At 68.1% G+C, this 11384-nt stretch carries 13 protein-coding genes, 1 tRNA gene and 2 pseudogenes; 2 read left to right on the forward strand and 14 right to left on the reverse strand.

From position 1 onward, the window contains the following. Position 1 precedes the first annotated feature (1 nt). Positions 2-1393 (forward strand): dihydrolipoyl dehydrogenase, encoded by a 1392-nt coding sequence (lpdA, locus tag ACZ5RK_RS01580; RefSeq protein ID WP_464909409.1) that lies wholly within the window; start codon positions 2-4, stop codon positions 1391-1393. Here lpdA and ACZ5RK_RS01585 read toward each other — a convergent pair. The 9 genes and pseudogenes from ACZ5RK_RS01585 to ACZ5RK_RS01625 form a co-directional block, all read right to left on the reverse strand. Beyond that, on the reverse strand, positions 1390-1662 hold the full coding sequence (locus tag ACZ5RK_RS01585; RefSeq protein WP_464909410.1) for a branched-chain amino acid transport: 273 nt from the start codon (positions 1660-1662) through the stop codon (positions 1390-1392). The two genes, lpdA and ACZ5RK_RS01585, sit on opposite strands and share 4 nt — an antisense overlap. Beyond that, positions 1659-2309: an AzlC family ABC transporter permease gene (locus ACZ5RK_RS01590; protein WP_464909411.1), complete on the reverse strand. Its 651-nt coding sequence runs from the start codon at positions 2307-2309 to the stop codon at positions 1659-1661. Before ACZ5RK_RS01590 ends, ACZ5RK_RS01585 begins: the two co-directional genes overlap by 4 nt. Beyond that, a complete protein-coding gene (locus ACZ5RK_RS01595; RefSeq protein ID WP_464910099.1) occupies positions 2306-3727 on the reverse strand; it encodes a class I SAM-dependent methyltransferase in 1422 nt (473 codons plus the stop codon). Before ACZ5RK_RS01595 ends, ACZ5RK_RS01590 begins: the two co-directional genes overlap by 4 nt. Before the next feature lie 150 nt (positions 3728-3877). Then, positions 3878-4021 (reverse strand): annotated as a pseudogene (locus ACZ5RK_RS01600) (helix-turn-helix domain-containing protein); the annotation flags it as partial. 175 nt (positions 4022-4196) lie between these two features. Continuing rightward, positions 4197-5066, reverse strand: coding sequence for an NAD(P)-dependent oxidoreductase (locus tag ACZ5RK_RS01605; protein WP_464909412.1), 870 nt, complete (start codon positions 5064-5066; stop codon positions 4197-4199). A gap of 9 nt (positions 5067-5075) precedes the next feature. Then, positions 5076-5435, reverse strand: a complete 360-nt coding sequence (locus tag ACZ5RK_RS01610) for a DUF3054 domain-containing protein (RefSeq protein ID WP_464909413.1) — start codon at positions 5433-5435, stop codon at positions 5076-5078. Beyond that, positions 5432-6403 carry a lipoyl synthase gene (gene lipA, locus ACZ5RK_RS01615; protein WP_464909414.1) on the reverse strand — a complete coding sequence of 324 codons (972 nt, stop codon included), beginning with the start codon at positions 6401-6403 and terminating at the stop codon, positions 5432-5434. Before lipA ends, ACZ5RK_RS01610 begins: the two co-directional genes overlap by 4 nt. Continuing rightward, positions 6387-7046, reverse strand: coding sequence for a lipoyl(octanoyl) transferase LipB (gene lipB, locus ACZ5RK_RS01620; RefSeq protein ID WP_054647053.1), 660 nt, complete (start codon positions 7044-7046; stop codon positions 6387-6389). The genes lipA and lipB overlap by 17 nt, the downstream gene beginning before the upstream one ends. 55 nt (positions 7047-7101) lie before the next feature. After that, positions 7102-7932, reverse strand: coding sequence for an SDR family oxidoreductase (locus ACZ5RK_RS01625; RefSeq protein WP_464909415.1), 831 nt, complete (start codon positions 7930-7932; stop codon positions 7102-7104). A 175-nt stretch (positions 7933-8107) separates the two neighbouring features. On the opposite strand from ACZ5RK_RS01625, the pseudogene ACZ5RK_RS01630 reads away from it, so the two are divergent. Next, positions 8108-9190 (forward strand): annotated as a pseudogene (locus ACZ5RK_RS01630) (alpha-hydroxy-acid oxidizing protein); the annotation flags it as partial. 111 nt (positions 9191-9301) lie between these two features. On the opposite strand, the gene rplI reads toward ACZ5RK_RS01630, so the two are convergent. The 5 genes from rplI to ACZ5RK_RS01655 all read right to left on the reverse strand — a co-directional run bounded on the left by rplI (position 9302) and on the right by ACZ5RK_RS01655 (position 11303). Beyond that, positions 9302-9745: a 50S ribosomal protein L9 gene (gene rplI / locus ACZ5RK_RS01635; RefSeq protein WP_054647453.1), complete on the reverse strand. Its 444-nt coding sequence runs from the start codon at positions 9743-9745 to the stop codon at positions 9302-9304. A gap of 10 nt (positions 9746-9755) precedes the next feature. Beyond that, positions 9756-10022, reverse strand: coding sequence for a 30S ribosomal protein S18 (gene rpsR / locus ACZ5RK_RS01640; protein WP_054647452.1), 267 nt, complete (start codon positions 10020-10022; stop codon positions 9756-9758). Then, complete coding sequence (locus tag ACZ5RK_RS01645; RefSeq protein ID WP_464909416.1) at positions 10019-10813, reverse strand: single-stranded DNA-binding protein; 795 nt, start codon at positions 10811-10813, stop codon at positions 10019-10021. The genes rpsR and ACZ5RK_RS01645 overlap by 4 nt, the downstream gene beginning before the upstream one ends. A 9-nt stretch (positions 10814-10822) precedes the next feature. Next, a complete protein-coding gene (gene rpsF / locus ACZ5RK_RS01650; protein ID WP_054647455.1) occupies positions 10823-11128 on the reverse strand; it encodes a 30S ribosomal protein S6 in 306 nt (101 codons plus the stop codon). Positions 11129-11227: 99 nt separating this feature from the next. After that, positions 11228-11303 (reverse strand) — tRNA-Asn (locus tag ACZ5RK_RS01655). Between the last annotated feature and the right edge of the window lie 81 nt (positions 11304-11384).

Raw genomic sequence — 11384 nt, forward strand, 5'->3', positions numbered from 1 at the left:
GATGACCCCTATGGAATACGACCTCATCGTCATCGGCACGGGCCCGGGCGGCTACCACGCCGCCATAAGGGCGGCGCAGCTTGGCCTCAAGGTGCTGGCGGTGGAGGCCGCCGAGGTGGGCGGGGTCTGCCTCAACGTGGGGTGCATCCCCACCAAGGCCCTCCTCCACGCCGCCGAGACCCTGCACCACCTGAAGGTGGCCGAGGGCTTTGGCCTAAAGGCCAAGCCGGAGCTGGACCTGGGGAGGCTTGGGGCCTGGCGGGACCAGGTGGTGAAGAAGCTCACCGGCGGGGTGGCGGGCCTCCTCAAGGGCAACAAGGTGGACCTCCTCCGGGGCTTCGCCCGCTTCACCGGCCCCAAGGAGATAGAGGTGGAGGGGAAGCGCTACGGGGCCAAGGCCTTCATCGTGGCCACGGGGAGCGAGCCCATAGAGCTCAAGGGCTTCCCCTTCGGCGAGGACATCTGGGACTCCACCCGGGCCCTGAAGGTGGAGGGGGGCGTTCCCAGGAGGCTTCTGGTCATCGGCGGGGGGGCGGTGGGCCTCGAGCTCGGCCAGATCTACCACCGCCTGGGCTCCCAGGTCACCCTCATTGAGTACATGCCGGAGATCCTCCCCCAAGGGGACCCCGAGACCGCGGGCCTCCTAAGGCGCGCCCTGGAGAAGGAGGGGGTCAGGGTCCGCACCAAGACCAAGGCCGTGGGCTACGAGAAGAAGGAGGACGGCCTCCACGTGCGCCTCGAGCCTGCGGAGGGCGGCGGGGGCGAGGTGGTGGTAGTGGACAAGGTCCTGGTGGCCGTGGGCCGGAGGCCCCGCACGGAGGGCCTGGGCCTGGAGAAGGCCGGGGTCAAGGTGGACGAGAAGGGCTTCATCCAGGTGAACGCCCGGATGGAGACGGGCACCCCCGGGGTCTACGCCATCGGCGACGTGGCCCGCCCGCCCCTCCTCGCCCACAAGGCCATGAAGGAGGGGCTGGTGGCCGCGGAGAACGCCGCGGGCAAGGACAGCGCCTTTGACTACCAGATCCCCAGCGTGGTCTACACCTCCCCCGAGTGGGCCGGGGTGGGCCTCACGGAGGAGGAGGCGAAGCGGGCGGGCTACAAGGTGAAGGTGGGGAAGTTCCCCCTCACCGCCAGTGGCCGGGCCCTCACCCTGGGCGGGGCCGAGGGGATGGTCAAGGTGGTGGGGGACGAGGAGACGGACCTCCTCCTCGGGGTCTTCATCGTGGGCCCCCAGGCGGGGGAGCTCATCGCCGAGGCCGCCTTGGCCCTGGAGATGGGGGCCACGCTCACCGACCTCGCCCTCACCGTCCACCCCCACCCCACCCTCTCCGAGGGGCTCATGGAGGCGGCGGAGGCCTTCCACAAGCAGGCCATTCACATCCTGAACCGCTAGAGGAGGCCCAAAAACCCGTAAAGCCCCGCCCCCAGAAAGACGGCGAGGCCGAGGTTTCCCGTAAGGCGTGCGCCCAGGTAGGTACCAAGAAGGGCCAAGAGGACGCGGAGCCACTCGGGAGAGGGGGGCGGGCCGAAGGTGGAAACCAGAAAAAGGGCCACCACCAAGGCGGGCCCCGACTGGCCCGCCCTTAGACCTTTTTCCGCCCGCCAGGGCAGGAACCGGAGGAAAAAGGTGCCCAGGGCCAGAAGGAGAAGGGCCAAGATCATGGACGCCTCCTTTCGCCAAATCCCTCTCCAAGAAGCCCGATGACCCCTGCTAGGAAGAGGCCCCAGGCCGTCTGGCCCAGGAGGTGAGAGCCCAGGGCCACCCCGCCCGCCAGCAGGGCCACGGGGTTCTTTAAATGGGGCATGGCCAGGAGGAAGAAAAGGGCGGGAAGGGCGAAGGAAAGGGCCTCCCCCAAACCCGGAAAGGCCAAGAGCCCCTGGGCCCCCAAGACCCCCAAGGCGGTGCCCAGGTTCCAGGAGAGGTAGGCGCCGAGGCCCAAGCCCAGGAAGTAGCCCCGCCTTTCCCCCGGGGGAAGGCCCGGGAGGGCCCTCAAAGCCACGGCGAAGACCTCGTCGGTGAGGAAGAAGGCCTCCAGGGGACCTCCCTTCAGGTAGGGCCTTAAGGCGGGGCCGTAGAAGGCGTGGCGCAGGTTGAGAAGAAGGCCCAAAAGGGCCGCCAACAAGGGCGGCACTCCCTGGGCCAAAAGCCCCACCAGGGCGAACTGGCTGGCCCCGGCGAAGACCAGGAGGGAGGTGAGCTGGACCCAAAGGGGACCGAGCCCCGCTTGGGCCCCTAAAGCGCCGAAGGCCACGGCCACGGGGAAATAGCCCAAGGCGATGGGCCAGGCCGCTTGCAGACCCTGCCTCATCTGGACCTCCTGAGGAGGAAGAGGTGGGTCCCCCCGTCCCAAGGACCGCTCCCGTGGGTAGCGAACAGGCGGTGGTGGCGCTCTAGTTCAAAGCCCACGGCAAAGGCCAGCTCCAAAAAGCGGCGGGGATGGGTCTTTGTCTCCACCTCGTAGTCCAGCCCGGCCAAAAGGGCCTGAAGCTCCAGCCGAGCAAAGGCAGCGAAGGGGTCGGAGCGTGTTTCAAGGTCTTGCTCAGCCTCCTCGGCCAATGCCCTAAGGCCTCGGGACTCTCCTTGTAGGGCTAGCAGGCGTAAAGCCCAAAGGGCCTCCGTTTCCTCTAAGGGGAAGGGGAGCAGGTAGGCCGTGTGGTGCAGCACCAGGTTCCGGGCCCGCTCCTTTCGGGTGGTGAAGGGGCTCAAAAATTCGTCCGCCACTGCCAAAAGGCCCCCAGGGGGCAGGAGCCGGTAAGCCTTCTCTAAGAAGCGCCACGTGGACATGTGGTGGCTGGCCCCCACGCAGACGATCAAAGGAAAGGTTTCCTCCAAATCCAAAAGGGTGAAATCCTCAGGCAACACCCCCACGCCTGGGACCAACTGGGCCAAGGCCTGCCTCGAGGCCGGGCTGGGTTCCACCGCCACCGGCTCCAGATGGGGCAACAGCTCCAAGAGCAGGAGAAGATGATGCCTAGGCCCCGTGCCCACGTCCAAAAACCTTCCCCTCTCCAGGCCCACGGCCTGCAACCCATAGGCCAGAAGAAGGGGCTGCCTGGCGTAGCCGGGATGGAGGAGTTCCACCCGGGCGTAGAGGTCCACGGAGACGCGACTTTCCCAATTCTCTTCCTTCGACGAACCCGCAGGAGGCCGCACGGTTTGGAAGAGAAGGGGGACCGGGTCGGCCACTTCCCCCTTAAGGAGCAACCCCTCCCAAGCCAGGGTCCGCAGAAGGAGGCTTGGGCTTTGCCCATAGGACCTCAGATCTTCTGCCGGGACATGGAGGAGGGCCAAGGCCTCGCCCAAAAGCCCCTGGGCCTCGAGGCGGGGTAAGGGGGCCAAAGGGAGGCTAAAGAGGTAGGTGCGGTTCGCGCCCCAACGAACAAAAACCCCCTCCTGAAACCCCGGGGCAAGCCAGCGACCCTCCAAGACTAACCCTCCTACCCCCAAGCTCACCTCCCGTAGGGCCAGGGAGGCTTTCTCCGGGCTCCCGGCCTCCCCTTTGGGCCGGGGAAGCAAGGGGTAGTGCAGAAAGACCAGAAGGCTGGCCCCCTCTTCGCTGGCGTACACATGGGGTTCATCCCCGGAGAACTCCACCTCCTCTCCCGGCCCCACCTCCCTGCCCGGAGGCGGTCCCACCCGGGCCCTGCCCTTTAAACCAATGACCCGCTCGCGGAGGCCAGGCTCGTGTGCCTCCGCCCAACGCACGGAACGGGGTAGGAGGTCCATGCGGTATACCTCCAACCGCTCCCCTGCCCGCCCCCGGGTTTGTTCAACAAGCTGAACCATCACACCTTCATCCCCCACGGAACGGGCCTGGACCAGCTCGCCAAAAGGCACTTCCAGGGCCTGAGCCAAGGCCCAAAGGGTGGCCAAGGTAGGGTTAGCGCGTCCCGCTTCCAAGGCGTGAAGAAGCGATTTCGCCACCCCGGCCTTGGCCGCCAAGCCAGAAAGGGTGAGCCCCCGCGCCTGGCGCAGGCGACGGAGGTTTTGTCCCACTTCGTAGGACAACTCGTTCTCCATATTGAACAGAGTAAGTGGAGGTTACCCGCAGGTCAACCCTCCCCCGGCGCCTTCACCCCAGGGGATGGCCCTCAAGGGCCCCCTAGACCTGTCTGCCAGCAGGTCCGACACCCGGGACGCCTTTCCACGCCCCCAAGCCCCGGGAATCCCCAACGAGGACCTTTGACCAGCAACCTCAGCGGATCTCTGCCCCGCCCCAGCGCTCTAAAAGCCTCAGGGCCTCCACGTGGTCGGCATCCGGGCCCAGCTCCCGCTTGGCCATCTCGTAGACCTCCCGCGTGAGGCGGAGGAGGGGGCTTGGGGCTTTCTCCCCGTCCAGAACCCCCATGGCGATGCCCAGGTCCTTCACCAGAAGCCCCAGGGCGAAGGTCTTGGGGAAGGCCCGGGTGAGGACCCTTTGGGGGATGAGGTTCTCCGTGGCGTTGGAGCGGCCCGAGGAGGCGTTGATGACCTCGAGGGCCTTCTCCGCCGAAACCCCCTGCTTCACCAGGGCCAAAAGCCCCTCCCCCGCCGCCCAAAGGTTCACGGCGAGGAGGGCGTTGTTGACGGCCTTCACCGCGTGCCCCGCCCCCACGGGGCCCACGTGGACCACCTTCTTGGCGTAGGCCAGGTAGGGCTTCACCCGCTCCACCGCCTCCTCGGGCCCCCCCAGCATCACCGTGAGGGTGCCCGCCTCGGCCCCCGAGGTGCCCCCCGAGACGGGGGCGTCCAGGTAGGTGACGCCCTTCTCCCTTAGGCGTTCGGCGAGCCTCCGGCTCGCCTCCGGCTCCCCGCTCGTGGCGTCCACCCAGTAGGTGCCCTCTAGGAGGTAGGGGAAGAGGGCCTCGGCCACCTCGTAGACCTCCCGGGTGGTGGGGAGGCAGGTGAAGATCACCCGGGCCTCGGCCGCCCGCTCCAGGGGCACGGCCTCGGAGCCGAAGGCCTCCTGGTGCCTTAGAGCCTTGGCAAAGGTCCGGTTCCAGACCAGGGTGGGAAACCGCCGCGCCAGGTGCCCCGCCATGGGGTAGCCCATGGCCCCAAGACCGAGGAAGGCCACCTTTTCCATGTTCCCTTTTTACCAGAGACGAAGGGCTTTGGCGAGGCCCCGAAGGAGAAGGAAGAAGAGGAGGCTAAAACCCATGGCCACGGCCAAGAAGACGAAAAACCCCACCCCGAAACCCCCCCCAAAGACCATCTGCCGAAGCCATAGCCCCGCGGGGAAGGCCAAGGCCCAGGTGAGGAGGAGGTTTTGCCAGGTGGGGCGGCGGTAGGTGCCGAGGAAGGGGCTTAGGAGCACCCAGACGAAGAGGACAGGAAGGACATTCCGGGCAAGCCCCGCGAAGCTTAGGGGCTGGCCGTGGGAAAGGAGCCCCACCCCGGCGAAGAGGAGGAGGGCGAGGAGGTCCAGGAGGAAAAGGGCCGTCTTTCGGCTCATCTTTGGGTGGCCTCCAGGAAGACCCGGTCCGCCCGGTAGGAACTCCGCACCAAAGGCCCGGCGAAGACCTCCCTAAAGCCCAGGGCGTACCCCCAGGCCTCGTACCTCTGGAAGTCCTCGGGGGGGACGTAGCGGACCACGGGCAGGTGGGCGGGGGTGGGCCTCAGGTACTGGCCCAGGGTGAGGATGTCCACCCCCGCGGCCCGCAGGTCCCGCATGGCCTCGAGGAGCTCCTCCTCCGTCTCCCCAAGCCCCAGCATGAGGCTAGACTTGGTGAGGATGTCGGGCCGGACCCGCTTGGCGTGGGCGAGAACCTTTAGGGTCTGCTCGTACCCCGCCCGGGGGTCCCGGACCTTAGGGGTGAGGCGGCGCACCGTCTCCAGGTTCTGGGCGTAGACCTCGGGGTTCGCCGCGAGGACCGTCTCCACCGCCTCCAGGTCCCCCTGGAAGTCGGGGGTCAGGGCCTCCACCAAAACCCCGGGGGCCCTCTCCTTGATGGCCCTGATGGTGGCGGCGAAGTGGGCGGCGCCCCCATCGGGAAGGTCATCCCGGTCCACGCTGGTTAAGACCACGTACCGCACCCCCATGCGGGCGATGGCCTCGGCCACCCTCTTGGGCTCCTCCGGGTCCACGAGGCCCCTGGGGTTCCCGGTGTGGACGGCGCAGAACTTGCAGGCCCGGGTGCAGATGTCCCCCAGGATCATCACCGTGAGGGTCCCGTGGGTCCAGCACTCGCCCACGTTGGGGCAGAGGGCCTCCTGGCAGACGGTGTGGAGCCTAAGCTCCTGCACCATGGCCTTCAGGGCCTGGTAGCGGGTGCCCGTGTGCAGGGGGGCCTTGATCCAGGCGGGCTTGTGCCGGTCCACGGGCTCGGGCCGGGCCTGGGCCAGGCCCCGCTTCACCACCTTGAGCTCCACCACCTCCCCCGTGGGGGAGAGAAACTCCACCGTTTCAAACTTGGGCTTCATGCCCTTCCCTCCTCACCGGTTCCATGCCGAAGACCTCGGCGAAGGCCCGCACCACCCGCTCCTTGGCCTCCTCCATGGGCACCCTCCGGCCCAAAAGCTTCTCCAAGGAGGTGACCCCCTTCCCCTTGAGGCCGCAGGGGATGATGACGGTGAAGTCGTTGAGGTCGGTGTTGACGTTGAGGGCGAAGCCGTGGAAGCTTACCCCCTCCTTCACCGCCACCCCGATGGCGCAGAGCTTGTCCTCCCCCACCCAGACCCCGGCGTACCCCGGGGTGGGGTAGGCGGGGATGCCGTAGCCCGCCGCCACCCGGACGATGGCCTCCTCAATCTGCCGGAGGAAGCGGCGCACCTCCCGCCCCACGGGGAAGATGGGGTAGCCCACCAGCTGCCCGGGGCCATGGTAGGTCACGTCCCCACCCCGCTCCACCCAGTAGAGCTCAAAGCCCTGCTCACGGTACCAGCTTTCGGGGAAAAGCAGGTTCTCCCCCGTGGCCTTGCGGCCCAGGGTGATGACCCGGGGGTGCTCCAGGAGGAGGAGGGTGGGCGGCCGCCTCCCCTCCGCCACCTCCCGGTGTACCGCCTTCTGGTACGCCCAGGCCTCCCCGTAAGGCAGAAGGCCGAGGTCCTCCACCAGAAACTCCACGCCCTAAGCATACAAGAGCCCGGTGGGCTACGGGGTGAGCCCGGGAAGCCTCTCCCTAGGCTCCGAGGAAGCGGGCGATGAGCCGGTCCCGCAAGGAGGTGGGGAGAAGCCGCAAAAGAAGGGTCTCCCGGGCCCGGGCGGGGTGCGCCACCAGGTAGCGGGCCTTGGGGCTTGGGCTCTCCAGGGCCCTGAGGACCGCCTCCGCCACCCTCTCCGGGGGAAGACCCCTTTGGGCGTTGCGCTCGGCGAGCCCCCGGGCCACCTCCAAATAGCGGCCGTAGACCCCCTCGGTCCCGGGGGGCGGGGGCTCGAGGTAGCCCTCCGCCCGCCTCAAGGAGCGCTCCCAGATGGGGGTGGCCACGGAGCCGGGCTCCACGAGGACCACCCTGACCCCGAAGGGGAGGAGCTCCACCCGGAGGGCGTCCGCCAGGGCCTCGAGGGCGAACTTGCTGGCGGCGTAAGGCCCCATGAGGGGCAGGGCCACGAGGCCGGAGACCGAGCCCATGAGGACCACCCGGCCCCGGGAGGCCCTAAGGAGGGGGAGGAGGGCCTTTACCGTGGCGAAGGCCCCGAGGACGTTCACCTCCAAGGCCTCCCGGAAGGCGGAGACCGGCACCAGCTCCAAAGGCCCCGCCACGGCGAGGCCGGCGTTGGCCACGAGGCCATAAAGCCCCCCTTCCCCCTCCAGCCGCCCCCTGGCCCGGAGGAGGTCCTCCTCCCGGGTCACGTCCAAAAGAAGGGGCTCCACCCCTTCTTGGCGGAGGCGCATCGCATCCTCCTCCCGGCGCACGCCCCCGTAGACCCGGAAACCCTTGGCCGCAAGAAGCCGGGCCGTGGCCAGGCCGATGCCGCTCCCCGCCCCCGTGACCAGGACCGCCCTTCCCATTTGGACCCAGTTTACCTCCCTCCCCCAGGGGTGGTACAATCCCGGCCAAACCCTTGGGGAGGTGCGGATGATCGGACGAAGGGTGCAGCAGCGGATCTACCTGGAAGGCCTCATGGGCAGGCGCCCTCCCCTCCCCGTGCGCCCGGACGCCCTCGAGGCGGAAGCCCAAAAGCGCATGTCCCCGGAGGCCTTCGCCTACGTGGCGGGCGGGGCTGGCCTGGAGTGGACCATGGAGGCCAACCGGGAGGCCTTCCGCCGCCTCCGCCTCCTCCCCCGGATGCTCCGGGGGGCCAAGCCGCCTGGCCTCCGGGTAGAGCTCCTGGGAAGGGCCTGGGCCGCTCCCCTCTTCCTCTGCCCCATCGGGGTTTTGGAGCTCGCCCACCCCGAGGCCGAGCTCGCCGCCGTAAGGGCCGCCGCCAAGAGGGGCCTCCCCTTCATGGTTTCCAACCAGGCCTCCTACCCCCTGGAGCAGGTGGTGGAGGCGGCCCGGAAAGCGAACCCGGAGGCTCTGGTCTTCTTCCAGCTCTACCACTCCACGGACCCCAATGTGGTGGAAAGCTTCCTCCGCCGGGCGGAAAAGGCGGGGTGCGCCGGGGTAGTGCTCACCGTGGACACGGTCCAGCTGGGATGGCGCCCCCGGGACCTGGAACTCGGCCACCTTCCTTTTTTGAAGGGGCAGGGCCTCGCCGTCTACCTCACGGACCCCGCCTTCCTCAAGGCCCTGGAGGAGCCCATAGAAGGCGCCGCCCTTAGGCCCAGGCCTACGCGGGTCCTCCTCCAGAACCTCCTCGCCCTGAGGCAAGCGGGAAGGCGCTTTGGATTGGGCCTTTCCCAGATGCAGAAGGCGGTGCGCCGTTTCGTGGCCACCTACTCTTATCCGGAACTCTCCTGGGAGGAGGTGCGGCGGGTGCGGGAAAGCACCGCCTTGCCCCTCCTCCTCAAGGGGCTCCTCCACCCGGAGGATGCCGCCCGGGCCGTGGAGCTCGGCGTGGACGGGGTCTACGTTTCCAACCACGGGGGAAGGCAGGTGGACGGAAGCCTGGCCGCCCTGCATGCGCTTCCCCACGTGGTCCGGGCGGTGGAGGACAGGGTGCCCGTCCTCATGGACAGCGGGGTCCGCACCGGGGCCGACGCCGTTAAGGCCCTGGCCCTGGGCGCCCAGGCGGTGGGCCTCGGACGCCCCTACGCCTACGCCCTGGCCCTGGGCGGGGAGGAAGGGGTGGGGGCGCTTCTGGACCACTTTTTGGCGGAGCTGGAGCTCACCCTGTCCCTCTCGGGGGTGGGAAGCCTGGAAGAGCTCGGGCCCCACCTCCTCGCCAAGGAAACCCCCCGCCCTGGGGAGGCGGGGAGCGGCCTGCCGGGTCCTCGCCTACTGGGCCACCACGCTCACCTTGAGCTGGATGGGCACCTCGGGGTGGGGCTTGTAGGGCACCACGTACTCCCCAAGCTCCTTGATGGGCTTGGAAAGCTGGAGGCGCTTGGGGTCCAGGGTGATGCCGTGCTGGCGGGCCAAGGCCTCGGCGATGTCCTTGGCGGTGACGGAGCCGTAGATCTTGTTCTCCCCCGCCCGCACCGGGATGGTGAGGGTGAGGTTCTCCAGGATCTCCTTAAGCCGCTCGGCCTCGGCCTTCCGCTCCGCCAGGCGCTTGGCCTGGGCGCGGATCTTGGCCTCGAGGGCCTTGAGGTTGCTCTCGGTGGCCAAGACCGCCAGGCCCCGGGGCAGGAGGTAGTTCCTGGCGTAGCCCGGCCTCACGTCCACCACCTGGCCCACGTCGCCTAGGTTCTCCAGGGGTTCCAAGAGGATGACCTTCACCGTTCACCCCCTACTTGCGCACCAGCTTTTCCGTGAAGGGCAGAAGCCCCAGGATCCTGGCCCGCTTGATGGTCTTGGCCAGGATGCGCTGCTCCTTGGCGGAAAGCCCCGTGCGGCGGCGGGGAAGGATCTTCCCCGTTTCCGAGAGGAACCGCTTGAGCACCTCCACGTTCCGGTAGTCCCTCAGGTCAAACTCCCCCAGGGTGGCCTTCACCTTGGCCCTCCTGGAGGGGCGCTTTTGCGCCTCCTTCTTGGGTTTGGCGTCCTTCGCGTTCAAAACGGCAAATCCTCCTCCGGCGGGAAGTCTTCCAGTCCTTCGTCTATGTCCACCCCACCCGTCTGGACAGATTGGGGCCTGCTTCCGCCGGCTTGGGCAGGCCCACGGGTGGGTCGCTCCAGCCTGAGGGCTTCCACACGGGTCTGGAAGCGCCTCTCCCCGCTGGAGCTGGTCCAGGAGTCGTTCACCAAACGGCCGATGACCAAAAGCCCGTCGCCCTTCTTAAGCTCCCCGGCCCACTCGGCGAGCTCCCTCCAGGCCTGAACCTCTACGAAGTGGGTCTTCTCCTCCCCGGTGCGCAAGCGGCGCTCGTTCACCGCCAGGCCCAGGCGCACCACCGCCGTCCCCTGGGGGGTGTAGCGGAGGTCGGGGTCGCGGGTGAGGTTGCCCATGAGGAGGACCTGGTTCAGGGCGCGGCGAAGCCTGGGCTGGCCCCGGGCATCCTCCACGGTCTCCCGGTGGCGGGCTTCCAGGGGGTCAATGAACTCTCCCCGCACCTGGAGCTCACTCCGCTTCTCCCCGTCCCTCTCCCACTGGCGGTACTCCAGCCGCCCCTCCACGAAGAGGGGCTGGCCCTTCTCCAGAACATCCCCCCACATCTCCGCCTGGCGGCCCAGGAGGCGCACCCGGTGGTACCAGGGGACCTCCCTCTCCTGGCCGGACTCGTCCAGAAGAAGGTCCTGGCCCGCGAGGCTAAGGTCCAAGACGGCCAGCCCCCCCTGGGTGTAGCGCATGTCCGGGCGGGCGGTGAGGGTGCCGATGAGGAATACTTGGTTCAGGCCTCTGGCCATGAGAACAGTTTACGCCTTGGAGAGGAAGGGCTCGGCGGCCTTGACCACCATGACCCGGCGCACGTTGTCGCGGATGCGAAGCTCCCGGGCCAGGTCGTTCACCCGGTCTTCGGGCATCTCCACCTGGTAGAAGAGGAAGTAGCCTTGGGCGTCCTTGGCGATGGGGTAGGCCAGGCGGCGCATCCCCCACTCCTCCACCTTCCCCACCCTGGCCCCGTGGGCCTCGAGGGCCTTGGCGACGATCTCCTTTTCCAAGGCGAGCTGGGTCTGGTCCAGGTTGGGGTTCAGGACGATGTTCACCTCGTACTTGCGCATCTCCACCTCCCTTCCGGGCCCGGCAGGCCGCACGAAAAGGGATTATACCCCTTTCCCCTCCCCAAGAAAAGACCCAGGGGGCCCCAGAGGGCCCCCACCTGGCTCCGCGGGCAGGACTCGAACCTGCGACCAACCGGTTAACAGCCGGCCGCTCTACCTGCTGAGCTACCGCGGACCGACCGCAGAGAGCACTATACCAAAGGCCCCAGGAAGCGTCAAGAAGCCCCCTGCGGTGGGGCCACTCATCCCGCTTTCC

The organism is Thermus kawarayensis JCM 12314 (assembly GCF_055393575.1).